23 protein-coding genes and 1 pseudogene are annotated in these 26,439 nt (G+C 73.2%); 16 read left to right on the top strand and 8 right to left on the bottom strand.

Annotated elements, in window-relative coordinates:
- Window positions 1-333: 333 nt before the first annotated feature.
- From ACFV4N_RS20770 to ACFV4N_RS20760, 3 genes are read left to right on the top strand one after another with little or no spacing between them, the layout of a single operon-like run.
- Window positions 334-1,098, top strand: a complete 765-nt coding sequence (locus ACFV4N_RS20770) for a 3-hydroxybutyrate dehydrogenase (RefSeq protein ID WP_499674197.1) — start codon at window positions 334-336, stop codon at window positions 1,096-1,098.
- 52 nt (window positions 1,099-1,150) lie between these two features.
- The gene (locus ACFV4N_RS20765; protein ID WP_499674196.1) at window positions 1,151-2,482 is read left to right on the top strand and encodes an MFS transporter; all 1,332 of its coding nucleotides are present in this window, start codon (window positions 1,151-1,153) and stop codon (window positions 2,480-2,482) included.
- 18 nt (window positions 2,483-2,500) lie between these two features.
- On the top strand, window positions 2,501-4,354 hold the full coding sequence (locus ACFV4N_RS20760) for a helix-turn-helix domain-containing protein (RefSeq protein ID WP_499674195.1): 1,854 nt from the start codon (window positions 2,501-2,503) through the stop codon (window positions 4,352-4,354).
- A 682-nt stretch (window positions 4,355-5,036) separates the two neighbouring features.
- Here ACFV4N_RS20760 and ACFV4N_RS20755 read toward each other — a convergent pair.
- Window positions 5,037-5,471: pseudogene (locus tag ACFV4N_RS20755) on the bottom strand (tannase/feruloyl esterase family alpha/beta hydrolase); the annotation flags it as partial.
- Between the two features lie 562 nt (window positions 5,472-6,033).
- Between ACFV4N_RS20755 and ACFV4N_RS20750 the strand changes: the two are divergent.
- Entirely contained in the window at window positions 6,034-6,300 is a 267-nt protein-coding gene (locus ACFV4N_RS20750; protein WP_499674194.1) for a hypothetical protein, read from the top strand.
- 148 nt (window positions 6,301-6,448) lie between these two features.
- Here ACFV4N_RS20750 and secA2 read toward each other — a convergent pair whose 3' ends face one another.
- Window positions 6,449-8,767: an accessory Sec system translocase SecA2 gene (gene secA2 / locus ACFV4N_RS20745; RefSeq protein ID WP_499674193.1), complete on the bottom strand. Its 2,319-nt coding sequence runs from the start codon at window positions 8,765-8,767 to the stop codon at window positions 6,449-6,451.
- 236 nt (window positions 8,768-9,003) lie between these two features.
- Between secA2 and ACFV4N_RS20740 the strand changes: the two genes are divergently transcribed.
- Entirely contained in the window at window positions 9,004-9,879 is an 876-nt protein-coding gene (locus tag ACFV4N_RS20740) for a hypothetical protein (RefSeq protein ID WP_499674192.1), read from the top strand.
- 169 nt (window positions 9,880-10,048) lie between these two features.
- Here ACFV4N_RS20740 and ACFV4N_RS20735 read toward each other — a convergent pair whose 3' ends face one another.
- Complete coding sequence (locus ACFV4N_RS20735; protein ID WP_499674191.1) at window positions 10,049-11,341, bottom strand: MFS transporter; 1,293 nt, start codon at window positions 11,339-11,341, stop codon at window positions 10,049-10,051.
- A 10-nt stretch (window positions 11,342-11,351) separates the two neighbouring features.
- Window positions 11,352-14,339 carry an acetyl-CoA carboxylase family protein gene (locus ACFV4N_RS20730; protein ID WP_499674190.1) on the bottom strand — a complete coding sequence of 996 codons (2,988 nt, stop codon included), beginning with the start codon at window positions 14,337-14,339 and terminating at the stop codon, window positions 11,352-11,354.
- 157 nt (window positions 14,340-14,496) lie between these two features.
- Between ACFV4N_RS20730 and ACFV4N_RS20725 the strand changes: the two genes are divergently transcribed.
- From ACFV4N_RS20725 to ACFV4N_RS20715, 3 genes are all read left to right on the top strand, one after another.
- Complete coding sequence (locus ACFV4N_RS20725) at window positions 14,497-15,294, top strand: sporulation protein (protein ID WP_499674189.1); 798 nt, start codon at window positions 14,497-14,499, stop codon at window positions 15,292-15,294.
- A gap of 170 nt (window positions 15,295-15,464) precedes the next feature.
- Window positions 15,465-15,737, top strand: a complete 273-nt coding sequence (locus ACFV4N_RS20720) for a GlsB/YeaQ/YmgE family stress response membrane protein (protein WP_499674188.1) — start codon at window positions 15,465-15,467, stop codon at window positions 15,735-15,737.
- A 137-nt stretch (window positions 15,738-15,874) separates the two neighbouring features.
- The gene (locus tag ACFV4N_RS20715; RefSeq protein ID WP_499674187.1) at window positions 15,875-17,122 is read left to right on the top strand and encodes a PIN-like domain-containing protein; all 1,248 of its coding nucleotides are present in this window, start codon (window positions 15,875-15,877) and stop codon (window positions 17,120-17,122) included.
- A 53-nt stretch (window positions 17,123-17,175) separates the two neighbouring features.
- Here the strand turns inward: ACFV4N_RS20715 and ACFV4N_RS20710 are convergent, their stop codons facing one another.
- A complete protein-coding gene (locus ACFV4N_RS20710) occupies window positions 17,176-17,727 on the bottom strand; it encodes a TetR/AcrR family transcriptional regulator (protein WP_499674198.1) in 552 nt (183 codons plus the stop codon).
- A gap of 132 nt (window positions 17,728-17,859) precedes the next feature.
- On the opposite strand from ACFV4N_RS20710, the gene ACFV4N_RS20705 reads away from it, so the two are divergent.
- The 4 genes from ACFV4N_RS20705 to ACFV4N_RS20690 all read left to right on the top strand — a co-directional run bounded on the left by ACFV4N_RS20705 (window position 17,860) and on the right by ACFV4N_RS20690 (window position 21,683).
- Window positions 17,860-19,005: an acyl-CoA dehydrogenase family protein gene (locus ACFV4N_RS20705; RefSeq protein WP_499674186.1), complete on the top strand. Its 1,146-nt coding sequence runs from the start codon at window positions 17,860-17,862 to the stop codon at window positions 19,003-19,005.
- Window positions 19,006-19,024: 19 nt separating this feature from the next.
- Complete coding sequence (locus tag ACFV4N_RS20700; RefSeq protein ID WP_499674185.1) at window positions 19,025-20,227, top strand: acetyl-CoA C-acetyltransferase; 1,203 nt, start codon at window positions 19,025-19,027, stop codon at window positions 20,225-20,227.
- Window positions 20,227-20,988 carry an SDR family NAD(P)-dependent oxidoreductase gene (locus ACFV4N_RS20695; protein ID WP_499674184.1) on the top strand — a complete coding sequence of 254 codons (762 nt, stop codon included), beginning with the start codon at window positions 20,227-20,229 and terminating at the stop codon, window positions 20,986-20,988. Before ACFV4N_RS20700 ends, ACFV4N_RS20695 begins: the two co-directional genes overlap by 1 nt.
- Before the next feature lie 110 nt (window positions 20,989-21,098).
- Window positions 21,099-21,683 (top strand): TetR/AcrR family transcriptional regulator, encoded by a 585-nt coding sequence (locus ACFV4N_RS20690; RefSeq protein ID WP_499674183.1) that lies wholly within the window; start codon window positions 21,099-21,101, stop codon window positions 21,681-21,683.
- Window positions 21,684-21,747: 64 nt separating this feature from the next.
- Here the strand turns inward: ACFV4N_RS20690 and ACFV4N_RS20685 are convergent, their stop codons facing one another.
- Together ACFV4N_RS20685 and fabG are read right to left on the bottom strand one after the other, a co-directional pair.
- Window positions 21,748-22,200 carry a MaoC family dehydratase gene (locus ACFV4N_RS20685; RefSeq protein ID WP_499674182.1) on the bottom strand — a complete coding sequence of 151 codons (453 nt, stop codon included), beginning with the start codon at window positions 22,198-22,200 and terminating at the stop codon, window positions 21,748-21,750.
- Between the two features lies 1 nt (window position 22,201).
- A complete protein-coding gene (fabG, locus tag ACFV4N_RS20680) occupies window positions 22,202-22,963 on the bottom strand; it encodes a 3-oxoacyl-ACP reductase FabG (RefSeq protein ID WP_499674181.1) in 762 nt (253 codons plus the stop codon).
- Between the two features lie 172 nt (window positions 22,964-23,135).
- Here fabG and ACFV4N_RS20675 point away from each other — a divergent pair, with 172 nt between their 5' ends.
- Window positions 23,136-23,927, top strand: coding sequence for an SDR family NAD(P)-dependent oxidoreductase (locus ACFV4N_RS20675; protein ID WP_499674180.1), 792 nt, complete (start codon window positions 23,136-23,138; stop codon window positions 23,925-23,927).
- Window positions 23,928-23,932: 5 nt separating this feature from the next.
- A complete protein-coding gene (locus ACFV4N_RS20670) occupies window positions 23,933-24,889 on the top strand; it encodes a quinone oxidoreductase family protein (RefSeq protein WP_499674179.1) in 957 nt (318 codons plus the stop codon).
- Between the two features lie 39 nt (window positions 24,890-24,928).
- Here ACFV4N_RS20670 and ACFV4N_RS20665 read toward each other — a convergent pair whose 3' ends face one another.
- Window positions 24,929-25,444: a DUF6319 family protein gene (locus ACFV4N_RS20665; RefSeq protein WP_499674178.1), complete on the bottom strand. Its 516-nt coding sequence runs from the start codon at window positions 25,442-25,444 to the stop codon at window positions 24,929-24,931.
- A 124-nt stretch (window positions 25,445-25,568) separates the two neighbouring features.
- Here ACFV4N_RS20665 and ACFV4N_RS20660 point away from each other — a divergent pair, with 124 nt between their 5' ends.
- Both ACFV4N_RS20660 and ACFV4N_RS20655 read left to right on the top strand, forming a co-directional pair.
- Entirely contained in the window at window positions 25,569-25,859 is a 291-nt protein-coding gene (locus ACFV4N_RS20660) for a DUF6401 family natural product biosynthesis protein (protein WP_499674177.1), read from the top strand.
- A gap of 94 nt (window positions 25,860-25,953) precedes the next feature.
- Window positions 25,954-26,388: a MerR family transcriptional regulator gene (locus tag ACFV4N_RS20655; protein WP_499674176.1), complete on the top strand. Its 435-nt coding sequence runs from the start codon at window positions 25,954-25,956 to the stop codon at window positions 26,386-26,388.
- Window positions 26,389-26,439 lie beyond the last annotated feature (51 nt).

Here is a 26,439-nt window from a genome sequence, read left to right as displayed (position 1 = left end):
CGTGGTTCAGGGGGTTTTGGGGGTGGGGGGAGTGGAGGTGGGGGAGGTGGAAGAGGGGGTGGGGGTGGGGGTTTGGTTGGCGAGGATGATGCCTTCGAACTCGCGCAGCAGGTCGTCGTAGATCGGCGTGAGTGACACTTCGTAACCCCCATTGGCTGGTTCGTCCCCCGATTGGGCCAAGGCAGCCTACTTGTCGGGCATGGGTGGCTTCATGCGGTATTCACGAAGTTGATGCCGGTTCAGTCAGCTGTTGGTTGGGCACATCGGTTACCGGTGAGTTGTGTCGGCTGTTCACATGGGCGCTGCGTCGCAGGTCACCTAGCGTTCCTGGCCATGACTAGTGTTCCCGGTCACAGCACCGACCTGTCCGGCCGCACCGCCCTGGTCACCGGCGCGGGGAGCGGGATCGGGCGGGCGTGCGCGGTGGAGCTGGCCCGCGCGGGCGCCGAGGTGCACCTGGTCGACCGCGACCGCGACGCCGTCGCGGGGGCCGCCCGCGAGACCGGCGGCACGCCGCACGTGGTCGACCTCGCCGGGCCGGACCTGGAGCGGCTGCCCGCCGAGGTCGACGTGCTGGTCAACAACGCGGGCCTCCAGCACGTCGCACCGGTCCACGAGTTCCCGCCCGACCGGTTCGAGCTGCTCCAGCGGGTCATGGTCACCGCGCCGTTCCTGCTCGCGCGGCGCGTCCTGCCGCACATGTACCAGCGCGGCTGGGGCCGGGTGGTCAACGTCTCCAGCGTGCACGGCGCCCGCGCCAGCGCCTTCAAGTCGGCCTACGTCGCCGCCAAGCACGGCCTGGAGGGGCTGAGCAAGGTCATCGCGCTCGAGGGCGCGCCGCACGGCGTCACCAGCAACTGCGTCAGCCCCGGCTACGTCCGCACGCCGCTGGTCGAGAACCAGGTCGCCGACCAGGCCCGCGCCCACGGCATCGAGCCCGACCGCGTGCTGTCCGAGGTGCTGCTCACCCGGCACGCCATCAAGCAGCTCGTCGAACCGGACGAGGTGGCGTCGGTCGTGCTGTGGCTGTGCGGCCCGCACGCGAGCCGCGTCACCGGCTCCTCCTTCACGATCGACGGCGGCTGGACCGCCCAGTGAGCGCCCGAGCACCCGGCAAGACCCCGTCCCCCCAACGAAGTGGTGAACGCACATGACCGACGCCGCCCCGCCGAAGCCCGGCTTCGCCAAGGTCGTCACAGCCAGCCTGATCGGCACGACCGTCGAGTGGTACGACTTCTTCCTCTACGGCTCCGCGGCCGCGCTGGTGTTCAACAAGCTGTTCTTCCCCAACTCCGACCCGCTCACCGGCACCCTGCTCGCGTTCACCACCTACGCGATCGGCTTCCTCGCCCGACCCCTCGGCGGCCTGGTGTTCGGCCACTACGGCGACAAGCTCGGCCGCAAGAAGCTGCTCGTGCTGAGCCTGCTCATGATGGGCGGCGCGACGTTCGCCATGGGCCTGCTGCCCACCTACGCCGCGATCGGCGTGGCCGCGCCGCTGCTGCTGACGTTCCTGCGCCTGGTGCAGGGCTTCGCGCTCGGCGGCGAGTGGGGCGGCGCGGTGCTGATCGTGTCCGAGCACGGCTCGCCGGAGCGCCGCGGCTTCTGGGCGTCCTGGCCGCAGGCCGGCGTGCCGATGGGCAACCTGCTGGCCACCGCCGTGCTCGCGGTGCTGGCCGCGGTGCAGAGCGACGAGGCGTTCCTGGCGTGGGGCTGGCGGGTGCCGTTCCTGCTGTCCGGCGTGCTCGTGGTGATCGGCCTGTGGATCCGGCTGAGCGTCACCGAGTCCCCGGTGTTCCTGGAGGCCCAGCGCAAGGCCGCGGAACGGCAGCAGGTCGAGAAGCCGCCGATCGTGGCGGTCGTGCGGGACCACTGGCGCGAGGTGCTGATCGCGATGGGCGCCCGCATGGCCGAGAACGTGTCCTACTACGTGATCACCGCGTTCATCCTCGTCTACCTCACCACCGAGCTGGGGCTCTCGCGGTCGGTGGGCCTCAACGCCGTCCTCATCGGCTCCTTCGTGCACCTGGTGACGATCCCGTTGTGGGGCGCGCTGTCCGACCGCATCGGCCGCCGCACCACCTACCTGCTGGGCGCGGTCGGCATCGGCCTGTGGATGTTCGCCTTCTTCGCCCTGCTCGACACGAAGTCGTTCCTGCCGATCACGCTGGCGGTCACGGTCGGCCTGGTCCTGCACGGCGCGATGTACGGCCCGCAGGCGGCGTTCTTCTCCGAGCTGTTCGGCACGAAGGTGCGCTACTCGGGCGCGTCCATCGGCTACCAGCTCGCGTCGATCGCGGCGGGCGCGGTGGCGCCGCTCATCGCCACCGCCCTGCTCAGGGAGTACGGCGGCACGCTCCCGATCGTGCTGTACGTGCTGGCGATGTGCGTGCTCACGGTCGTCGCCGTGGTGGCGGCCAAGGAGACCCGGGGCACGTCCCTCAGCCGCACGGTCACCGAGCGCGCCCGCGTGAAGGCGTGACGGTGGAAGCATGACGGCATGACCGACGGGGCGGACGCGGTGGAGCACCTGCTGGAGCTGTTCGGGCTGTTGGCCGGCGACGCGGGCAGCGAGCGGCTGGCGGCGGTGCTCCCCGCGGCCCGCGCCGCCGGCCTGCCCGACGACGAGCTGGACCGGATCGCCCGCGCCACCGGGTGGGCGCTGCGCATCCGCCGCACGCTCACCGCGCACCGCCGCCGCGAGGCCGAGCTGGAGGCCCTGTTCGACACGGCCAACGACCTGGCGGGCGCGCGCGACCCGGACGCGGTGCTGCGGTCGATCGTGCGCCGCGCCCGGCTGCTGCTGGGCGCGGACACCGCTTACCTGAGCATGAACGACGCCGGCGAGCGCGGCACCTACATGCGGGTCACCGACGGCTCGATCTCCCCGCTGTTCCAACAGGTCCGGCTCGGCATGGGCGAGGGGTTGGGCGGGTTGGTCGCGCAGACCGCCCAGCCCTACGTCACCGCCGACTACTTCGCCGACGACCGCTTCAACCACACCGGCCCCATCGACGCGGCGGTCCGCGACGAGGGGCTGGTCGCGATCCTGGGCGTGCCGCTCAAGCTGGACCGCCGGGTCATCGGCGTGCTCTACGCGGCCAACCGCTCGCCCCGCCAGTTCCCGCCCGACGAGGTGGCGCTGCTGTCCTCGCTGGCCGACCACGCGGCCATCGCCCTGGACACCGCGAACCTGCTGGAGGAGACGCGCGCCGCGGGCGAGGTGATCCGCGCGCACAACGAGGCCATGCGCCGCGCCGAGGAGGCCCACGACCGGCTCACCGACCTGGTGCTGCGCGGCGCGGACGTGCCCGAGGTGGCCGCCGCCGTGGCGAAGGTGCTCGACGGCGGCATCGCGGTCCACGACAGCGACGGCGTGGAGCTGGCCCGCATCGGGACCGCGCCGGCCCCCGCGCCGCGCGCCGCCGTGCACGCCTCCCGCGCCGGCGGCCGGGCCGTGCCGCGGGAGGGCGCGTGGGTGTGCGCGGTGCTGGCGGGCCGCGAGCTGCTCGGCAGCATCACCCTCACCGACCGGCCGGACCTGGGCGACGCCGACCGCCGCCTGTTCGAGCGCGCGGGCGTGGTCACCGCCCTGCTGCTGCTCCTGCGCCGCACCGTCGCCGAGGCCGAGAACAAGGTCCGCGGCGAGCTGATCAACGACCTGCTGACCAGCGCGGACCTCGACCCCGTCGCGCTGCGCGACCGGGCCCGCCGGATCGGGGTCGAGCTGGCCGCGCCGCACGTGGTGCTGGTCGCGGACGGCCCGCGCGACCGGCTGTCGGCCGCCGCCGCGCACCACGCCTCCGGGTGCCGCGGCCTGGCGGGCGTGCACGGCGAGCACGTGGTGCTGGTGCTGCCCGGCACGGACCCGGCGTGCTCGGCGCGGGACGCGGCGCGCGTGCTGGGCAAGGCGGTCGGCGCGCCGGTGACCGTGGGGTCCGGCGGACCGGCCGAGGGACCCGGCCAGGTGGCCGCCGCGCACGCCGAGGCGGTGCGGTGCGTGCGGGCGCTGCTGCGGCTGGACCGGCGCGGCACCGGCGGCACGCTCGCCGACCTGGGCTTCGTCGGGGTGCTGCTGGGCGACCGCGCCGACGTCGCCGGGTACGTGCGGGCGACGCTGGGGCCGCTGCTGGACTACGACGCGAGCCGCGGCACCGAGCTGGTGCGCACGGTGACGGCCTACTTCGCGTGCGGCGCGAACCTCAGCCGCGCCAAGGACGAGCTGCACGTGCACGTGAACACCGTGGTGCAGCGGCTGGACCGGGTGGCGAGCCTGCTCGGCGAGGACTGGCAGTCGCCGGAGCGCGTGCTGGAGGTCCAGCTGGCGCTGAAGCTGATGAAGGTGCTCGGGTAGGTCCCGGCGCCGGGACCCACCCGAGCGGTCGTCACGCCAGCGCGCACTCCGTCGAGCCGACCACCGCCGGCCGGGGCACGGTGGCCGACGCGGGCGGCCGCTCGCCCGACAGCCACCCCTCCAGCGCGGCGAACGCGGTGCGGTGGCACGGCGTCAGCGGCCGCAGCCGGTCCGGGAACGCGTCGAACAGCGAGTCCACGTGCGTGCCGCCCTCGACGCGGTAGTAGCGGAACAGGGCCCCGCGCCCGGCCCGGCGCACCATGTCCGCGTACGCGTCGGAGTCCGAGACGGGCAGCAGGGCGTCCAGCGTGCCGTGGAGGGTGAGCAGCGGGCGGCCGATGCGCCCGGTCAGCGCGATCCGCTCGACGGCCCGCTGCGCCCGCGGGCGGGTGGCGTAGTCGTAGTCGGCGTCGCACGCGGGGGTGCCGGGCGCGCAGAACGGCGTGCCGGCCTCCAGGTCGCCGTCCCAGCCGGGGTCCAGCTCCTCGCGGTAGATCCGCTGGGTCAGGTCCCAGTAGTAGGAGTGGTGGAAGTCCCACAGGAACTCGGACTCGGCGGGGAAGCCCGCCTCGACGACCTTCGCGCGGTCGCCGGTCCGGTAGCCGGTGAGGGCGGACGGCAGGGACGTGAGCAGGTTGGGGCCCCGCGCGGTCCACAGGGTGCCCTCCCAGTCGACGCCGCCGTCGTACAGCTCGGGGTGGTTCTCCAGCTGCCAGCGCACCAGGTAGCCGCCGTTGGACAGGCCGGTGGCGATGGTCCGCGCCGGCGGCCGGCAGTAGCGCTGGGCGACGACGGCCCTGGCCGCCCTGGTCAGCTGGGTGACGCGGGAGTTCCACTCGGCGATCGCGTCGCCGGGGCGGCGGCCGTCGCGGTGGAAGGCCACGCCGGTGTTGCCCTTGTCGGTGGCGGCGAAGGCGTAGCCGCGGGCCAGCACGAAGTCGCTGATGGCGCGGTCGTTGGCGTACTGCTCGCGGACGCCGGGCGAGCCGGTGACGACGAGGCCGCCGTTCCACCGCTCGGGCAGGCGGATGACGAACTGCGAGTCGTGCGCCCAGCCGTGGTTGGTGTTGCCGGAGGAGGTGTCGGGGAAGTAGCCGTCGAGCTGGGCGCCCGCCACGGGGGTGGGCGCGGGGAGGTCGGCGGGGGTGAGACCGGCCCAGTCGGCGGGGTCGGTGCGCCCACCCGCGGTGGACAGGTCGTCGAGGCGGGTCAGTTCCTGGTGCTCGGCGCCCGGGACGCGCAGGGGACCGCATCCCGTCGCGTGCGCGGGTACCGCCTGCACCGTGGTGGCGAGGAGCGCTGCGATCAGCGGAACGGCGATGTTCACCCCCGGGACCGTAAGGCGGTTCGCGGTGCGCGGTAATGGCGCGCACCGCCATGCCGCGCCTTCCCGGTGTGGTGGGGACAGCCACCCGGCCGGGGGTGGTCGTGGTGACCGGGGGTCAAGTGGTCACCCGTCACCCCCGCGGGGCACGTCCGAGTGGCTGATGCCGGTGGTGCACTGCGGTCCGGAGCCGGTTGCGCTGGGCCGTCAGGGGGGAGGGAAGCCGACCTGAGTGGGACTGCGTCGCACGATCGTGGCGTTTCGGGGATGCCGGTCGGGGTAGCTGAGTTGACGCAGTGAAGTTCGCACCTCCAGGTGATTTACGTTCACCCGGCGTGAGGTGTCTGCTTCCGGGGTGACTGAGCAACGGCGCTCGAAGCGCACCGACCAGGAGTGGGACCTGATCCGGCGCATCCAAAACCTCGCCAAACGGGCTGAACGCACCGCGTACGACCACTCGAACCTCGTGGGACCGCCACCGTCCCAGCAGCACCTGGACATCCTGGCGGAGATCCGCGCGCTCACCGAGCAGGCGGTGGCGCAGCGGATGCCGAGACCGGCCAACCTGCCCCGCCAGGCCGAGCCGGTCGACAACCCGAAGGTGACCGCACCGCTCAACTAGGTCGCCGCGGGCTGGGGAACGGCCCCAGCCCGCGCCAACCCCGCGCCGGGGTGCCCGCGAGTCCCGCCCGCAGCGGGGCCGCAGGGTCGGGCGGCGCAGGGTCGGGCGGCGCGGAGTGCGCCCGCGACGTCGACCGGACCCCGCCCCCTCAGCGGCGGCGGACCAGCTTCACCAAGCCCTTGAACGTCTCCTCCAGGCCGGAGGAGAACGGGTTGTCGTTGACCAGGTAGGTCCAGGTCGTGTTCGGCCGGTGCACGCCCGCTTCCGCCAGGTGCGCGCCCTCCTCGTCGATCTCGACCTTGGCGAAGGTCTCCTCCGCCTCGTCCCACGCGTCCGGCACGATCTTGTTGTAGGCCGGGATCGCCTCGCGGTGGAACTCGTCCAGCGGGTTCTGCCGGGCCAGCGCCCGCAGGTGGATGCCCTCCCGCAGGTCGGTCAGGAACACCAGGTGGTCGCTCCACCGCTGGTCGAGGTGGTGCAGCGCGATCAGCCGCGCCGCCTTCTCCTTGATCCCCCGGTCCAGCTCGGCCAACTCCTCGGCCCGCTCCGGCCTGCGCTCGGCCAGCTCCCGCCACGCGGCGTCGGTGCGCAGCAGGTTGTCCCGGAACTTCAGGATGAGCTGGCGCTGGTGCTCGATCAGCTTGTTGTACCGCCACGTGTTGCGGTGGATCTCCAGGTGCACGCCCTCGGCGACGCGCTGGGCGTGCTCCACGGCGTGCAGCGTGCCCTCGTCGGTCACCCGGCCGTCGTCGTCGACCTCGGCGGGCTCGTCGTGGTCGGGCACGTACTGCGTGACCAGCTCGTCCTGGAGGGACGAGAAGAACACCGAGCCGCCCGGGTCGCCCTGGCGGCCGGCGCGGCCGCGGAGCTGGTCGTCCAGCCGGCTGCTGGAGTGCCGCCCGGTGCCGATGACGTACAGGCCGCCCAGCTCGGCGATGCGCTCGTGGTCGGTCGACTCGTGGCCGCCGAGCCGGATGTCGGTGCCGCGGCCCGCCATCTGGGTGGAGACCGTGATCCGGTCGAACGAGCCCGCGTCGGCGATGATCGACGCTTCCTCGGCGTCGTTCTTGGCGTTGAGGACCACGCACTCCAGGCCCGCCTCGGACAGCTTGCGGGACAGCCGCTCGGACTCGGCCACGTCCAGCGTGCCGACCAGGATCGGGCGGCCCGTGGCGTGGACCTCCTTGATCTCCGCGACGATCGCCGCTTCCTTCTGCTCCAGCGTCGCGTACAGGCGGGACGGCTCGTCCTCGCGGACGGTCGGCACGTTCGGCGGGATGACCAGCACTTCCAGCTGGTAGAAGTCGCGCAGCTGCTCGGCGACGGCCACCGCGGTGCCGGTCATGCCGCACACCGTCGGGTAGCGGCTGAGCAGGGCCTGGACGGTGATGGAGTCCAGCACCTCGCCCGCGTCGGTGGTCGCGACGTTCTCCTTCGCCTCGACCGCCGCCTGGAGGCCGTCGGGCCAGCGCTGGAGCTTGGCGATGCGGCCGCGGGTGTCGTTGATCAGGTGCACCTTGCCGTCGCGGACGATGTAGTCCACGTCGCGGTGCAGCAGGACCTGCGCGTGCAGCGCCACGTTGACCTTGGACAGCGTGGTGGAGACGTGCTCGTCGGAGTACAGGTCGATGCCGCCGAGGGCGCGTTCGACCAGCTCGCTGCCCGCGCCGGTCAGGTAGACGTTGCGCTCCTCGTCGTCGATCTCGAAGTGCAGGTCGCGGCGCAGGCGCTTGACCAGGTCGGCCAGCGCCGGGTCGACCGCCGGGCCCGCCGTGGAGCCCGCGAGGACCAGCGGCACGCGCGCCTCGTCCACCAGCACCGAGTCGGCCTCGTCGACCAGGGCGACGCGCGGTTCGGGCACGATCAGGTCGTCCACGTCGGTGGCCAGCCGGTCGCGCAGCACGTCGAAGCCGATCTCGCTGACCGAGGCGTAGGTGACCTCCGCCTGGTAGGCGGCGCGGCGCTCCTCGGGCTTCGAGCTCTGGTTGATCCAGCCCACGCTCACGCCGAGCAGCTCGTAGAGCGGCCCCATCCACTCGGCGTCGCGCTGGGCGAGGTAGTCGTTGACCGAGACGACGTGCACGTGGTCGCCGCGCAGCGCGAAGCCGGCGGCGGCGATGGCGCCGGAGAGCGTCTTGCCCTCACCGGTCGCCATCTCGACGACGTGCCCTTCGAGCAGCCCGAGCGCGCCGAGGACCTGCACGTCGAACGGCCGCAGGCCCAGGGCCCGGTCCGCGGCCTCGCGCCCGAGCGCACAGACCTCGACCAGCTCGGGACGGCCGAACTCGGACTTCTCGCGCAGCTTCGCGGCCGCGGCGGTCAGCTCCTCGTCGCTCAGCTCTTTCACGCGCTCGGCCCGCTCGTTCACCTCGTCGAGCAACTTGCGGTAGGGCGTGAGGTCGGCGGAGCCGGGCTTCTGCGCGAACCGGCGCAGCCGCTGCTTGAACCGTCCCAGAAGAGTGGTCACGGCACGGCAACGTACGGCAAGCGCGCAACGTTCCGCACGTCACCCGGTTGACCGTTCACTCGGGTGAGCTGGTGGGACCCGGTGCGCGTCACCCGCAGGAGTGCGGGAGGTGCTACCGCCGAGTGGGCGAACTCGGCCCCTCCGGGGTCGGTTCGGCCCGCCTGGTCCCTGCCCAGCGCGACTACTGAGCGGTAGCCTCCGACTCCCACGGGTGACGACATTGGCCAGGGGGAGAAGTGCTGGACGCATTCGTGCGCTGGTTGGACGGCGTGCTGGCGGACGAGGGCGCGCCGGCGGTCGTCAAAGCGGTCCTCGGGCTGATGTCCTTCGCCGTGCTGCTGGGAGCGGTGTTCGGGAGCGCCGCCGTCAAGGCCGGCGCGCTGGCGGCCGCCGTTTTCTCGGTGTTCTCACTGGCCCTCGCGCTGCTCGTCCGGCAGAGGGCGCTGAAGCGCCAGGTCGAAGACGGCATCGCCCTGGTGTCGAAATACTCGAAAATCGTCGCGGACGACCGGCACCCCTCTTACCAGGTGATCCGGTGGGAGGAGCACCTCGTCGTCGAGGCCAACGGCGACGCGCGGAAACTCCTCACGATCCGGGCGAAGGTGATCAACGACCTCCAGGTCCTCCGCCTGGTCGAGGGGTGCCGGTGGCCCCAGCCCGCCCGGCGCCGGCAGGACGTCCGGGTCACGGTGCGCAACCTGTTGATCGGTGACCTGCCGGGGGCCAGCCTGAGCACGACGGTGGCGTGGGTCAGCGACGGGAAACTGGTGCTCATCGTGCACTTCCCCAGGCCGCCGCGGGTGGAGAGCGAGATCAACATCTCGGTCGAGTTCGCCTGGCCCGGCATGTGCAGGCCGCTCATGCGCGACCAGGTCCCCGAGGAGTTCTCCGTCCGCTTCCTGACGCCCGTCTTCTACGCCCGCTACAAGGTGGTCCTGCCCAGGGGCTTCGACGCGTACCTGGAGCCGATCGGGTTCGAGGAGCACGAGAACGGTTTCGCGGCGGGGCCGAGCACCGCCGAGGACGGCCGGCCGGTCTTCCTCTTCGAGGGTTTCGACCTGCCGGAGCGCCGCACCATCGGCATGCGCCTGGAACTGAAGGGAAGGGTGTGACCACGTGGTCACACCCTCCCCTTTTCGGGTGACCACCACCGGTGGTCAGCCGTCATTGCCGCTTTCGCCACCGAATGGATTCCCGATAGGATTTGCCTCGTTCACCTGTACCGTTCGCACGGGCGCACGTTAGTCCTAAAAGGACTGTGGGGGCAAATTCGAGAAAAACTCATTTGCCCGGCTTGTGCGTCTCCGGCAACCCGAGCACCGAACCCAGCGTCACCAGCCCCATCACCAGCAGGAACGCGGACACCGACAGCGAAGTCCCCGTGGCCACCAGCAGCGCCGTCATGATGAACGGGGTCCCGCCGCTCACCAGGATCGACGCCAGCTGGTACGCCAGCGACGCGCCCGAGTACCGCACGTGCGGCTCGAACAGCTCCGCCAGGTACGCCGCCACCGGCCCGTACACCAGGCTCGACCCGATGCCCGACACGGTCAGCGCCACGAACAGCAACCCCAGCGACGCCGTGTCGACCAGCCAGAAGTACGGGAACGCCCACACCGCCATGGCCACCGCGCCGACCACGATCAGGGGCCGCCGGCCGTGGCGGTCCGACCAGCGCCCGGCCAGCAGGATCACCGGCACGGACAGCAGCGACGACAGCAGCGTCACCACCAGCACCGGGTTGCGCTCCAGGCCCAGCTCCCGGGTCGCGTAGTCGAGCACGCCCGCGATGCTCACGTAGAACACCGCGTTCGACGCGAACATCAGCCCGGCGCCCAGCAGCACCGGCCGCTTGTGCGTCCGCAGCACCTCCGACAGCGGCGCGACCGGCGCCTCGCCGCGCCGCTCCTTGATCTCCCGGAACACGGGGCTGTCCTCCACCTTCAACTGGATGAACAGCACCACCGGGAACAGCAGCGCGCTCGCCAGGAACGGCACCCGCCACCCCCACGAGGCGAACGACGCGGCCGGCAGCAGCGCCCCGGCCAGCAGGAACGCCACGTTGCCCAGGATGACCCCCAGCGGCACCCCGGCCTGCCCGAACGTCCCGGCGAACCCGCGCCGCGCGGGGCCGGCGGTCTCGGTCAGCAGCAGCACCACGCCGCCCCACTGGCCGCCGACCGCGATGCCCTGGAGGAACCGCAGCGCCACCAGCAGCACGGGCGCCAGCACGCCGATCGACGCGCTGGTCGGCAGCAGGCCGATCAGGAACGTCGCGCCCGCCATCAGCGCCAGGCACGTCACCAGCGCGGGCTTGCGCCCGTACCGGTCGCCGACGTGCCCGAACACCAGCCCGCCGAGCGGCCGGGCGATGAACCCGGCCCAGAACGTGCTGAACGACAGCAGCAGCCCCACCAGCGGCGTGGCGCCCGGGAAGAACAGCTTCGGGAAGACCAGCGCGGCCGCGGTGGCGTAGATGAAGAAGTCGTACCACTCCAGCGAGGAGCCGACGAGCCCGGCGGCCATGAGCTTGCTCAGCGTGCGGCGCTGGTCGGGCGGGGCGGTCGTGACCATGCTTTTCCCTTCACCAGGTGTCCAGGAACGGACGTTTCTTGCCGTCGCGGGCGGGCCTCGGCCCGCAGGTGAGCTGCGAGGTGACCCAGTGCCGGGTGTCGGCCGGGTCGATCACGTCGTCGATCTCGAACGCGGAGGCCACGTTGAGCGCCTTGCCGTGCTCGTGGGCGGCGGCGACCATCGCCTCGAACGCCTCGCGGCGCTGCTCCGGGTCGTCGATGGCGTCCAGCTCCCGCCGGTACCCCAGCCGCACCGCGCCCTCCAGGCCCATCGGGCCGAACTCGCCGCTGGGCCACGCCACGGCGAACCGGGGCGCCTTGAGGCTGCCCCCCGCCATCGCCTGCGCGCCCAGCCCGTACGCCTTGCGCAGCGCCACGAACCCGAACGGCACGTCGAGGTTCGCCCCGGCCACGAGCAGCCGGGTCAGGTGCCGCACGGTGGCCGTGCGCTCGGCGTCCGGCCCGACCATGAACCCGGGCGTGTCGCACAGCGACAGCACCGGCAGGTCGAACGCGTCGCACAGCCGCAGGAACCGCGCGGCCTTGTCCGCCGCGTCGGAGTCGATGGCGCCGCCCAGCCACGCCGGGTCGTTGGCGAGGATCCCCAGCGGCGCGCCCTCCACGCGCGCCAGCGCCGTGACGACCCCGCGCCCGAACGACGGCCGCAGCTCCAGCACCGACCCGGTGTCCGCGAGCGCCTCCACCACGGTCCGCACGTCGTAGGCGCGCACCCGGTTCTCCGGCACGGCGTGCCGCAGCACCCGCTGGTCCGCGCACTCCCACGCGTCCACCGGCCCCTGGAAGTACGACAGGTACTTCCGCGCCGCCGCGACGGCCTCGGCGTCGTCGGCCACCAGGACGTCGATCACGCCGTTGGGCGCCTGCACGTCGACCGGCCCGACCTCCTCGGGCCGGAACACGCCGAGCCCGCCGCCCTCGATCATGGCCGGCCCGCCCATGCCGATGGTGGCGTCGCGGGTCGCGATGACCACGTCGCAGGTGCCCAGCAGCACGGCGTTGCCCGCGAAGCACCGCCCCGACGCCACGCCCACCAGCGGCACCAGCCCGGACAGCTTCGCGAACAGCTCGAACGCCGCGCAGTCCAGCCAGCTGACGCCCGCGTGGTCGGTGTCGCCGGGCCGCCCGCCGCCGCCCTCGGCGAACAGCACCACGGGCAGCCGCTGCCGCTCGGCCAGCTCGAACATCCGGTCCTTCTTGGCGTGGTTGCGGATGCCCTGCGTGCCCGCGAGCACCGTGTAGTCGTAGGACATCGCCACGACCCGCTCGCCGTTCACCCGGCCGACGCCCGCCACCAGCCCGTCCGCGGGGGTGCGCTCGACCAGCTCGTCCAGCGACCGCCGCCGGCGCTGCGCCGCGATGGCCAGCCCGCCGTACTCGACGAAGTCCGAGCACAGGTCGGCGATGTTCTCCCGGGCCGTGCGCCGCCCGGCCGCGTGCCGCCGCGCCTCCGCCCCGGGGCGGCTGAAGTCGTGCCGCGCCAGCGCCTCCGCCAGGTCGGGCCGCACCTCGTCCAGGTCGACCTCGGCGGCCTTCTCCTCGACCGCCGCGTCCACGCCCTCGGCCAGCAGCGCGCCCTCGGCCACGGTGTCGCCGACCGAGACCAGCACGCGCCCGTCGCCGACCGGCACGACGTGCTGCATCTTCATCGCCTCGACGACGACCGCGCCGTCCTCGACGGCCACGACCGTGCCCCGCACGGGCGCGCGCGCCCCGGTGTCCTCGCGCGGCAGCGAGTCCACCAGTCCGGTGTGCGCCCGCCACACGTCCGGGTGGTCCAGGAGGCCGCGCAGGAACGGGATGTTGGTCCTGGCGCCGTCCACGGCGAACTCGTCCAGCGCCCGCCGCGCCCGCTTGAGCAGCGTGTCCGGGTCGTCGGCGTGCACCACGACCTTGGCCAGCAGCGGGTCGAAGCCCGGCGCCGCGCGGTAGCCGGCCGACGCGTGCGTGTCGACCCGCACGCCCGGCCCGGTCGGCGGGGTGAACGCCGACAGCCTGCCCGTCGAGGTCAGGCTCACCCGCAGCTGGACCGCCCAGCCGCGCGGGGTGTGCGCCAGGTCCGGCTCGACCTCGGTGGCGAGCAGGAGCTGGGCGCGCACCAGGTCCAGGCCGGTGACCTGCTCGGTGACGGTGTGCTCGACCTGGAGCCGGGGGTTGGCCTCCAGGAACGCGAACCGCCCGTCCGGCGCGACCAGGAACTCCACCGTGCCCAGGCCCGTGTAGCGGACCGCGCGGGCGATCGCGGCCGCCGCGCCGTGCAGCGCCGCCCGCAGGTCGGGGGGCAGGTGCGGCGCGGGCGCGACCTCGACCAGCTTCTGGTGCCGGGACTGGAGCGAGCAGTCGCGGTCGCCGAGCACGGTCGTGCCGACCAGCTGGACCTCGACGTGCCGGGCGGGCTCCATCAGCTCCTCCGCGTACACGGCGTCGTCGCCGAACGCGGCCAGCGCCTCGGCGCGGCACCGCCGCACGGCGGCCGGGAGGTCGGCGAGGTCGCGCACCACCCGCACGCCCTTGCCGCCGCCACCGGCCGCGGCCTTGACCACCACGGCGCCGTGCGCGCGGAAGAACTCCTCGAACCCGGCCCCGTCCTCGCCCCCGTCCTCGGCGCCCGCCAGGACCGGCACGCCGACCCGGGCGGCCAGCTCGCGCGCCCGCCGCTTGTCGCCCAGCAGCTCCAGCACCTCGGGCGGCGGCCCGACGAACGTCAGCCCGGCCTCGGCGCACCGCCGCGCGAAGTGCGCGTTCTCGGCCAGGAACCCGTAGCCGGGGTGGACCAGGTCGCACCCGCCGGCGGCGGCGACCACCGCGTCCGCGTCCAGGTACGACCGCTCGTCGGGCAGCCGCACGGCGCGGTCGGCGAACCGGGCGTGCGCGTCGTCGGAGTCGGTGACGAGCGCGACGGCGCCCCACCCCAGGTCGGCGGCGGCGCGCAGCACGCGGACGGCGACCTCTCCCCGGTTGGCGACGAGCAGCGTGGGCACCTTCAACCTCCTGAGCGACCGCTTAGTATGTGACGCCGGTCGCATACTGGCACCCGGGCTGCCGTTCGTCCAGAGGCAACTGATTTGTCCGACCGGACGTCATAGGGGCATTCGGGCACCGGGGCACCGCCCCGGAAGCGGGTCAGGAGGCACCACCGTGGTTTTCAAGAGGATGTTGCGCGCGTTCGGGGTCGGCGGTCCCACCGTCGACACGGTGCTGACCACCCCGGACGTCCGGCCCGGTGAGCAGCTGGCCGGCGAGGTCCGCATCGCGGGCGGCGACCACGCCGTCGACATCGACCGGGTCAAGCTGTCGCTGGTCACCAGGGTCGAGGTGGAGAGCGGCGACAACGAGTACAACCGCAACCTCGAGTTCGCCCAGGTCGTCGTCGGGCAGCGCATCGGCGTCGGCCCGGGGCAGAACCTCTCGCTGCCGTTCCGGTTCCCGGTGCCGCTGGAGACGCCGCTGACCGTGGTGCACGGGCAGCTCCTGCGCGGGATGACCATGGGCCTGCGCACCGAGCTGGAGGTCCGCGGCGCCGTGGACCCCGGCGACCTCGACGCGTTCAACGTGCACCCGCTCCGCTCGCAGGAGCACGTGCTCAACGCGTTCGGCGCGCTCGGCTTCCGCTTCCAGCGGGCCGACAACGAGCAGGGCCGCATCCACGGCGTGCCGCAGCAGCTGCCGTTCTACCAGGAGATCGACTTCCTGCCCCCGCAGCAGTTCCTGTCGAAGATCAGCCAGCTGGAGCTGACCTTCGTGACCGACCCGCACCACCTGTACGTGGTGCTGGAGGCCGACCGCCGCGGCGGGGTGCTGCGCGCGGGCGGCGACACGTTCGGGCACTTCGCCATGTCGCACGACGAGGTGCTGCGCTCCGACTGGGCGGCGCTGCTGCACCAGTGGATGGAGAAGGTGGCGGGCCGGCGGTCCTTCGGCGGGTTCGGCCTGTAGGGCGCGGCGGGGCCGGGTTCACCGGACCTGGGGTTCACCGGATGCGGGGTCACCGGAGTGGGCGAATCCAAGTCGGTGATCCGGCCGCGACCGGCGCGTTCGGTGGGATGATCCGGTGGACCCCTCGACGAAGCGGGGGACTTCGCAACGGACGAACCGCGGGAGGCGTCATGGGCATCGGCGGCGTGATCAGCGCTTTGATCGTGGGGCTCATCATCGGTCTGCTCGGCAAGCTCATCGCACCGGGCAAGCAGTCCATCCCGATCTGGCTCACCATCGTGGTCGGCATCGTGGCGGCGTTCCTCGGCACGCTCGTGGCCAGGGCGTTCGGCGTCGAGGACACCAGGGGCATCGACTGGATCGAGATCCTGGTGCAGGTGCTCATCGCGGCGGTCGGCGTCAGCCTGGTGGCCGGCTTCTACGGCAGGAAATCCGTGCGCTGACCACCTCCCCGGGCCACCGCTCGGACCACCGCGCAGACCCCGCGCCGACCACCGCCGGGGACGCGCCGACGAGCAGGGGTACCCCGCCCAAGGGGACCCCTGCTTTCACGTTATCTCCGGGGTACGACAATTCCCGGATGGCCGATGAGTCGTCAGCCGAGCCGAGGGGCATCCTCGACGGCTTCGGCGCCTACCGCACCGCCCGCGCCGACCACCACCGCGACCTGTTCGCGCGCGGCACGGTCGTGCTCGACACCGACACCCTCCTCAGCCTCTACCGCTGCACACCCCGGTCCCGGGCCGACTTCCTGCGCGCCCTCCAGCGCATCCGCGACCGCCTGTGGGTGCCGCACCAGGTGCTGGCCGACTTCTGGCGCCGCCGCGAGGCCGTGCTGGGCGAGGCGGAGCAGGCGTCCGCGCGGGCGGCCGAGGTCCTGCGCCGGGCGGAGGAGCAGGCGGTGCGCGGGCTGCGGGCCTGGTCGGACCGGGTGTCGTTCGCGCCGGACGAGCGGTCCGCGCTGGAACGGGTCCTGCGGGACGCCCACGAGCACGTGGTCGCGCGGCTGACCGAGGCCACCCGGCAGGAAGCGGTGGTGGACACCGAGGAGGACCAGGTGGTCGCCGACCTCGACGGGCTGCTCTACGGCCGCGTCGGCGACCCGCTGACGCCGGACGAGCACCGCGCGGCGCTGGCGGAGGCCGCCGAGCGCGCGAGCCGCGGGTTCCCGCCCGGCGAGGGCGGCTACCTGGTGTGGCGGCAGGTCCTCGCGGAGGCCGCGCGGCGCAAGCGGGACGTCCTGCTCGTCACCGGCGAGGCGGCGGAGGGCTGGTGGCGCCTCGACGAGCGCGGCAGCGCCCGGGGTCCCCGGCCCGAGCTGTACGAGGAGCTGCGCGCGGTGGCCGGCGTGCGGCTGTTCACCATGCGCCCGGACGTCTTCCTCCGCCACGCGCACGAGCTGCTCGGCCCCGCCGCCCGGGAGGGGGCCGCCGACGACGTCGAGCGGGCGCTCCGGCAGGCCAACACCTCGGCCCTCCAGGTGCTCGCCTTCAACTTCGTGGAGGTGTTCCTGGCCCGCGACCTCATGCCGGACTACCACACCGGTGACGGCCACGTGGTCCTGCGGGCCGGGGAGGCGGGCGACCGGCGGCGGGCGTTCCTGGTCGACCCGCCGTTCGCGGAGCCGGGCGCCTCGGTGAAGTGGGTGGCCAGGCTGGTGCGCGCGCACACCGAGCCCGGCGGCGAGGACGTGGTCGTGTTCCCGGACCGGCCCGGCGACCGGGTGCTCGACGGCCTGGCCAACCTGGGCATCCCCGTGATGTGGCCGGTCGGCGACGACTGGGAGGGGTCGGAACCGGCCCGCGAGCGGGGCTGGATCGCGGTCTGAGGGCCGGACCCGGCCGCGGCGCCAGGCCCAGGGTGCCGGGCTGGAGGGCCGGCCTAGGGCGCGGTCTTGGCGCCGACCATCCGCAGCACCAGGTCGGCGTACAGGTCGCCGATCTCCGCCGGCGTCCGCCCCCGGTCCGGCTGGAACCACCGCGCCACGTCGATGCACAGCGACAGCACCGCCAGCGTCGCGCCCCGCACGTCGGGCACGTCGAACACCCCGGCCGCCACGCCCGCCTCGACCATGTCCCGCACCGCGCCCTCGATGTGCCGCCGCAGCTCGACGACCTCCGCCAGGTGCTCGGGCGTCAGCGCGCTCAGCTCGTACTGCACCACGCGCGCGGTCACGTGGTACTCCGCGTGCCACGTCGCGAACGCCCGCACCGCCGACGCCAGCCGCGCCACCGGGTCGTCGCCGGTGACCGACGTCAGCACGGACAGCGAGGTCGCGTGCCCGATCCGGGAGATCTGGAACAGCAGTTCCTCTTTGGACCGGTAGTGGATGTAGACGGCGGCGGGCGACATGCCCGCCTGCGCCGCGATGTCCCGCGTGGTGGTGGCGTGGTAACCGCGCACCGAGAACGCGGCGGCGGCCGCGATGAGCATCCGGCGCGCGGCCGGCGGGGTCACCGACGACCACGTGGAATCCAGCCGGTCGAACTCGTCGCGCCTTGACACGACCACGGACGATACCTCAGGCTGACAGCTAAGCAACCGCTTAGTATGGAGGCTGGAGAAGTGCGCCGCACGCTGTACGGACCCGATCACGAAGCGTTCCGCGAGAGCGTGCGGGCGTTCGTCGACCGCACCCTCACGCCCAACCGCGACAAGTTCATCGAGCAGCGCCACATCGACCGCGAGGTGTGGCTCGAAGCGGGTCGCCAGGGGCTGCTGGGCCTGGAGGTCCCCGAGGAGCACGGCGGCAGCGGCGCGGGCGACTACCGCTTCAACGCCGTCCTCGGCGAGGAGCTGTCCAAGGTCAGCGCGGCCATGTCGTCGTGCCTGGGCATCCACTACGACGTGGTCGCCCCCTACCTGGTCGACCTGTGCACCGAGGAGCAGAAGCGGCGCTGGCTGCCGCGGTTCTGCTCGGGCGAGCTGGTCACCGCCATCGGCATGACCGAGCCGTCCGGCGGCTCCGACCTGGCGGCGCTGAAGAGCACCGCCGTCCGCAAGGGCGGCGACTGGGTCCTCAACGGCTCCAAGACCTTCATCACCAACGGCTTCTCCGCCGACCTCGTCGTGGTCGCCGCCCGCACCGACCCGGAGAAGAGGGCGCGCGGCATCACGCTGTTCGCCGTCGAGGCCGGCATGGCGGGCTTCGAGCGCGGGCGCAAGCTCGACAAGGTCGGCCAGCCCGAGTCCGACACCGCCGAGCTGTTCTTCACCGGCGTCCGGATCCCGGCGGAGAACGTGATCGGCGAGGTCGACCAGGGCTTCATCCACATGATGGAGCGCCTGCCGCAGGAACGCGTCGGCTCCGCGATCGCCAACCTGGCCCACGCCGCGCAGATCCTGGAGGAGACGATCGCCTACACCAAGGAGCGCAAGGCCTTCGGCCAGGCCGTCGGCTCCTTCCAGCACAACAAGTTCCTGCTCGCCGAGCTGGTCACCAAGGTCGACGTGACGCAGGCCTTCGTGGACCGGTGCACCGAGGCCCACACCCGCGGCGAGCTGACCGCCACCGACGCGGCCAAGGCGAAGTACTGGAGCGCCGAGGTCCAGAACGACGTGCTCGACGCCTGCGTGCAGCTGCACGGCGGTTACGGCTACATGACCGAGTACCGCGTGGCCCGCGCCTGGATGGACGCCCGCGTCACCAAGATCTGGGCCGGCTCCAACGAGATCATGAAGGAACTCATCGGCCGCGACCTCGGCCTGTAGGAACCCTGGAGGACAAGCCATGCCCGAGGCCGTCGTCGTCGCCACCGCGCGTTCCCCGATCGGTCGCGCCCGCAAGGGCTCGCTGGTCGACCTGCGCCCGGACGACCTGGCAGCCCAGGTGGTCGGCGCCGCCCTGGCGCAGGTGCCCGCGCTCGACCCGCGCGAGATCACCGACCTGCACCTGGGCTGCGCCGAGCCGCAGGACGAGCACGGGCAGAACGCGGCCCGCCGCATCGCCGTCCAGCTCGGCCTGGACACCGTGCCCGGCACCACGGTCAACCGGTTCTGCGCCTCGTCGGTCCAGACGGCGCGGATGGCCTTCCACGCCATCAAGGCGGGGGAGGGGCACGCGTTCGTCAGCGCGGGCGTGGAGTGCGTCTCCCGCTACCGCCACGGCGACCCGCACCCCAACCCCCTGTTCGACGCCGCCCGCGCCCGCACCGAGCGCACCGCCGAGACCAACGAGGCGTGGCACGACCCGCGCGAGGACGGCGAGCTGCCCGACTACTACATCTCCATGGGGCAGACCGCCGAGAACGTCGCCACGCTGCTGGGCATCGGCCGCCGCGAGCAGGACGAGTTCGGCGTGCGGTCGCAGAACCTGGCGGAGAAGGCCATCGCCGACGGCTTCTTCGCGCGCGAGATCACGCCGGTGACGCTGCCGGACGGCACGGTGGTCGACACCGACGACGGCCCGCGCGCCGGCGTCACCTACGACGCGGTGGCCGCGCTCAAGCCGTCGTTCCGTCCACAGGGGACGGTCACGCCCGGGAACTGCTGCCCGCTCAACGACGGCGCGGCCGCGGTGGTCGTCATGAGCGACACCAGGGCGGCGGAACTCGGCCTGACCCCGTTGGCGCGCATCGTCTCCACCGGCGTGTCCGGCCTCAGCCCGGAGGTCATGGGCCTCGGCCCGGTGGACGCCACGAAGCAGGCCCTCGCCCACGCGGGCCTGTCGATCGGCGACATCGACCTGGTCGAGATCAACGAGGCGTTCGCCGTGCAGGTGCTGGGCAGCCAGCGCGCGCTCGGCATCGACATCGACCGGCTCAACGTGCACGGCGGCGCGATCGCGCTCGGCCACCCGTTCGGCTCCACCGGCGCCCGCATCATGACCACCCTGATCAACGGGATGCGCGCCCGCGACGCGCAGTTCGGCCTGGAGACCATGTGCGTCGGCGGCGGGCAGGGCATGGCGATCATCCTGGAAAGGCTTTCCTGATGGGCATCCTCGACAAGTTCCGCCTGGACGACCGGGTCGCGATCGTCACCGGCGCGTCCTCCGGGCTCGGCGTGGCCTTCGCCAAGGCCCTCGCCGAGGCGGGCGCGGACGTGGTCCTCGCGGCACGGCGCGCGGACCGGCTCGAGGACACCGCCGGGCTGGTCGAGGAGGCGGGGCGCCGCGCGCTGGTCGTGCAGGCGGACGTGGCGCGGCCGGAGGACTGCCGCGAGGTCGCCCGCGCCGCCGCGGCGTTCGGCCGGGTCGGGGTGCTGGTGAACAACGCGGGCGTGGCCTCGGCCGTGCCCGCCTCGCGCGAGACGCCCGAGCAGTTCCGCGCCGTCGTCGACGTCAACCTCAACGGCGCGTACTGGATGGCGCAGGCCGCCGCCGCGGTGATGACCGACGGCGGCTCGATCGTCAACGTCTCCAGCGTGCTCGGCCTGGTCTCCGGCGGCCTGCCGCAGGCGGCCTACTCGGCGACCAAGGCGGGCCTGCTGGGCCTGACCCGCGACCTGGCCCAGCAGTGGACCGGCCGCAAGGGCATCCGGGTCAACGCGATCGCGCCCGGCTACTTCGCCTCCGAGATGACCGACCAGTACCCCGAGGGCTACCTCGACGCGCACATCTCGCGGCTGCCGATGGGCCGGGTGGGCGACCCGGAGGAGCTGGCCGCGGCCGTGGTGTTCCTGGCCTCGCCGGCGGGCGGCTACGCCACCGGGGCGACGTTCGTCGTCGACGGCGGCGTGACGCTGGGCGGCTGATGGCGCCCACCGCGCGGTCCGGCGCGTCCGGGAGGCCGGGGCGGTCCCGGCGGGTGGGCGGGTCCGCCCACGGCGGTGTTCCGCCGGGCGCCGCGTGCGATGCTTGGGCCATGGCATCGGTACCGGAGCGGCTGGTCGAGGCAGCGACGCGGTTGTTCGCCGCCAAGGGCTACGACCGGGTCGCGGTGCAGGAGATCGTGGACCTGGCCGGCGTCACCAAGGGCGCCATGTACCACTACTTCGGGTCCAAGGACGACCTGCTGTACGAGATCTACGGCAGGCTGCTGCGGATGCAGACCGAACGGCTGGAGCACATCGCGGCCGGCCCGGCCCCGGTCGCCGACCGGCTGCACGCCGCCGCGGTGGACGTGGTGGTCACCTCGGTGGACAACTTCGACCAGGCGCGCGTGTACTTCCGCTCGGCCGACCACCTGGCCGAGGACAAGCGGCGCGAGATGCGGGTGGAGCGCCGCCGCTACCACGAGCGGTTCCGGGCGCTGGTCGAGGAGGGGCAGCGGACCGGGGTGTTCCGGGCCGACGTGCCGGCGGACCTGACCGTGCACTACTTCTTCGGCTCGGTGCACCACCTGGGGCAGTGGTACAGCGCCGACGGGCCGCTGTCGGCCAAGCAGGTCGGCAGGCACTTCGCGGACCTGCTGCTCACGTCCCTGCGGCCGGCCGAGGAGGTCGGGTGACCGACCCCGGGGCGGCGTGGGCGGCGCACCGGGCCAGGTCGGAGGACCTGGCCCGGCGGTTCCGCTAGGCGATCAGCAGCGTCACGGTCTCGGCCACGCAGGCGGGCTTGGGCCCGCCGTCGATCTCGACGGTCACCCGGGCCACGGACTGCCTGCCCTGCCCGGTCTCGGCCACCTCGACCAGCTCCACGCCCGCGCGCACCCGCGAGCCCACGGGCACGGGGCTGGGGAAGCGGACCTTGTTCAGGCCGTAGTTGACGGCCATCTTCAGGCCCCGCACGGTGTAGACGTCGCGCACCAGCAGGGGGATCAGCGACAGCGTCAGGTACCCGTGCGCGACGGGCGCGCCGAACGGGCCCGCGGCGGCCTTCTCCAGGTCGATGTGGATCCACTGGTGGTCGCCGGTCGCGTCGGCGAACAGGTTGACCTCTTCCTGGGTGATCTCGTGCCACGCGCCGAAGCCGAGGTGCTCACCCGCGGCGGCGGCGAACTCGTCGAGGCTCTCGAAGGTCCGCATGTCAGTCCTTCGGCCCGCCGGCGACGTAGACCACCTGGCCGGACACGAAACCCGCGCCCTCGCTGACCAGGAACGACGCCGTGTGCGCGATGTCCTCGGGCGTGCCGACCCGGTTGACCGGGATGGCGGCCGCGGCGCCCTTCTTGAAGTCCTCGAAGTCCACGCCCATGCGGGCGGCGGTGGCGGCGGTCATGTCGGTGGCGATGAAGCCCGGCGCGATCGCGTTGACCGTGATGCCGAACTTGCCCAGCTCGATCGCCAGCGTCTTGGTGAAGCCCTGGAGGCCCGCCTTGGCGGCCGAGTAGTTGGCCTGGCCGCGGTTGCCCAGCGCGGAGGTGCTGGACAGGTTCACGATCCGGCCCCAGCCCGCCTTGGTCTGGTGCTTCTGCACCTCCCGGCTCATCAGGAACGACCCGCGCAGGTGGACGCTCATGACCACGTCCCAGTCCTCGTCGGTCATCTTGAACAGCAGGTTGTCCCGCAGCACGCCCGCGTTGTTGACCAGCACGGTCGGCGCGCCCAGCTCGTCGGCCACGCGCCGCACCGCGGCCTCGACCGCCGCGCTGTCGCTGACGTCGGCGCCCACCGCCAGGGCCGTGCCGCCGGCCGCCCTGATCTCCTCCACGGTCTCGGCGCAGCTGCCCTCGTCGAGGTCAAGCACCGCGACGGCGAAGCCGTCCTGGGCGAGCCTCGTGGCCACGGCGGCCCCGATGCCCCGCGCGGCCCCGGTGACGATCGCCACCCGGCTGTCGGTGTCGGCCACGGTCAGTCCTCCTTGATCTGGCGAGCCTTCTCGATCCGGCGAGCCCCGGGCTGCGGACCACGCCGAGGGGCTAAGCAACCGCTTAGTAACCTACCCGGCGCCCTCGCCTTGACGCCAGGGCGGGGCGGGGGAAGCATACCGACTGGTCGGAATGTCAACCAGGGGAGGCGCTGTGGAGTTCGCCGACAAGGTCGCGCTGGTCACCGGGGGTGCGAACGGGATCGGGGCGGGGATCGCGCGCCGCCTGGCCGCCGGGGGCGCCTCGGTCGTGGTGGCCGACGTGGACGACGCGCGCGGCGAGGCCGTGGCCGACGAGGTCGGCGGCGCGTACCTGCGCTGCGACGTCCGCGACCCCGCGCACTCGAAGGCCGCCGTGGAGCTGGCCGTGTCCCGGTTCGGCGGCCTGGACGTCGCCGTGCTGAACGCGGGCATCGGAACCGGCTTCGGCCTCGGCGACGACTTCGACCCCGAGCGGTACCGCAACGTCATGGGCATCAACCTCGACGGCGTGGTGTACGGCGTCCACGCCGCCCTGCCCGCGCTGCGCGAGCGCGGCGGGCGGATCGTGGCCACCGCCAGCATGGCAGGGCTCATGGCCATGCCGATGGACCCCCTCTACGGCGCCAACAAGGCCGCGGTCGTCGGCCTGGTCCGCGGGCTCGGCCCGGTGCTCGCCGCCGAGGGCGTCACGGTCAACGCGGTGTGCCCGTCGTTCGCCGACACCGCCATCATCTCCGGCTTCCGGGACGCGCTGGAGTCCTCCGGCATGCCCCTGCTGGGCGTGGAGGACGTGGTCGACGCCTTCGTGGCCGTGTTGCGCTCCGGGCAACCTGGTGAATGCTGGTTCGTGCAGGCCGGCAGGCCCAGCGCGCCGTTCCGGTTCCCCAACCCGCCCGGTCCGCGCACCGCCTCCGGCGAGCGCGTCACCTTCCACCACGACCCCCTGACCAGCGAGGAGAGCTGAAGCCCGTGCGAGCCATCCAGATCACCGAGTTCGGCGGACCAGAGGTGCTGACCGAGGTCGAGCTGCCCGATCCCGTCGCCGGGCCGGGCGAACTGCTCGTCGAGGTGAGCCGGGCGGGTCTGAACTACGCGGACACGCACCAGTCCGAGAACTCGTACCTGGCCAAGATGGAACTGCCGCTCGTGCCCGGCGGCGAGGTCGTCGGCCGGGCGGGCGACCGGCGCGTCGTCGCCCTGACCTCGGGCGGCGGCGGGTACGCGGAGAAGGCCGTGGTGCCCGAGGCGACCGCGTTCGACGTGCCGGACGGGGTGGACGACCTGACCGCGCTGAGCATGGTCGTGCAGGGCGCCACCGCGTGGCTGCTGCTGCGCCGGAGCACGCACCTGGAGCCGGGGGAGAGCGTCGTCGTGCACGCCGCCGCGGGCGGGGTCGGGTCGCTGGCCGTGCAGCTGGCGAAGCGGTGGGGCGCGGGGCGGGTCATCGCCACCGCCAGCAGCGAGGAGAAGCGCCGGCTGGCGCTGGAGCTGGGCGCGGACGTCGCGGTCGACTCCACCGCGCCGGACATGACCGAGGCGCTGCGCGCGGCCAACGACGGGCGCCGGGTGGACGTCGTGCTGGACATGACCGGCGGCGCGGTGACCGACCAGAGCGTGGCGGCGCTGGCGCCGTTCGGGCGGCTGGCGTTCTACGGCATGGCCAGCCGGGAGCAGCCGACGCCCATCCCGCCCGGCAAGCTGCTCGTGCGCTCCACGGCGGTCGCGGGCATGTGGCTGCCGCACGCGTTCAAGCTGCCCGGCCGGGTCGTGCACCGGGCCATGGCGGAGCTGTTCGACCTGGTGCTGGCGGGCGACCTGCGCGCCGTGCCGGGCGGCGAGTACGGGCTGTCCGAGGTGCGCCGGGCGCACGAGGACCTGCGGGCCCGGCGCACCAGCGGCAAGCTGGTGCTCGACCCGTCGCGCTGAGGGTCGGGGGACCGGCTCGACCGGTCCCCCTCGCCGTCGTCAGTCCTCGTCGCTCAGCTCGGCCAGGGCCGCCTTGACCTTGGCCAGCTCGGCCTCCAGCTCCTCCATGCGGGTGCGGTGCTGGGCGCGGGCCGCCTCGATGACCTCGTCGATGCCGCCCGCGATGTCGTCGTGCAGCTCCTTGGCCGCCCGCGACACGGCGGCGGCCGGGATCACGAGGCCCTGCACGACCCGCTTGGTGCCGTGCACCAGGTCGGCCTGCCACTCGCCGTCCGCGGTGCCGGTCACGGTCAGCGTCAGCTCGACCGTGCGGGTCTTCTTCGCCGTCGACTTCGGCCGCTTCGAGGGCTTGGCCTCGGGCTCCTCGGCCTTGGCCTCGGTGCGCCGCTCCTTGGCCTCGGGCCGCTGCTCCTCGGCCTCGGCCTGCTGCTCCTGGGGCACGGGTGCGACCTCCTGCTCCTGCACGGGCGCGGCGGCGGGCGCCTCGGCGTCCACCTTCACTTCCTGCTCTGCGAGCGTGTCCGCCTGCACGTTCTGTGGTTCCTCTCTGCGCATCCGGCTCGACCCGGCGTGATCTTAGAACACCTGTTCGACTTTGGGTCGATGGCCCCGCACAGCGTAGGGTGTCGGCCTTGTGAGCGTGTGGAGGGACTTCTCCGCTCGCCGGTTCCTGGATCGGTTGAGCGACGAACTCGGTATCGCGGCGGTGCTGGCACCCGGGGTGCTGGCCGCCGTGGACCAGCACGGCGCGGCGGTGCGGGACATCCTGGCGCACGGCGTGTCGGCCTCGGCCGTGGCGGCCGGCGCGGTGCTGCTGGCCGGGTACGCGAAGGGCGTGCTGGACGAGGCCGCCGAGCACGGGTGGCGGGTGCCCGCCGTCGTGGACTGGGCGAACGCGGACTGGACGACGCTGAGGCTGGTGGCGGTGTGCCACCTGGCGCGCCGCGGGCAGCCCGCCCTGGAGGCGTAGCGCCCCCGGCGGGCCACGCGCGACGCGGTGGCCGCGCCCGGCCTCGGTAACCTGGTGGGGTGCGGTATCGGCCCGCCCGCGGCACGGGCGCCTCGTGACCACGACCTCCCCTCCCGCGACCATGCGGATCGGCGAGCTGGCCCGGCTGACGAGGGTCAGCGCCCGGTCGCTGCGCTACTACGAGCAGCAGGGCCTGCTGCACAGCACGCGGTCCGACGGCGGCCAGCGGCACTACACCGCGGCGGAGGTCGCGCGGGTCGAGGTCATCCGGCGGCTGTTCGACGCCGGGCTGAACAGCAAGGTGATCGCCCGGTTGCTGCCCTGCGTGGACAGCGACGACACCGAGGTCGCCGAGGATGCCTTCGGCACGATGGTCGGCGAACGCGACCGCCTGACCGCCGACATCGCCCGGCTCGCCGGGGCCAGGGACGCCCTCGACGCGCTGATCGAGGCGAACGCCCGGCACCGGCTCGGCGCCGGCCGGGACGGCGCCGGTCCCGCCGGGTGCGGTCCGCACCGCGCGTCGTGAGGCGCCGCGCGTCGTGAGGCACCGCGCGTCGTGAGGCACCGCGCGACGTGA

This window comes from Actinosynnema sp. NPDC059797, from assembly GCF_042732085.1.
Classification (GTDB): domain Bacteria; phylum Actinomycetota; class Actinomycetes; order Mycobacteriales; family Pseudonocardiaceae; genus Actinosynnema.
Note: the sequence above shows the minus strand (reverse complement) of the source record. Positions and strands in the feature narration are given on the sequence as shown.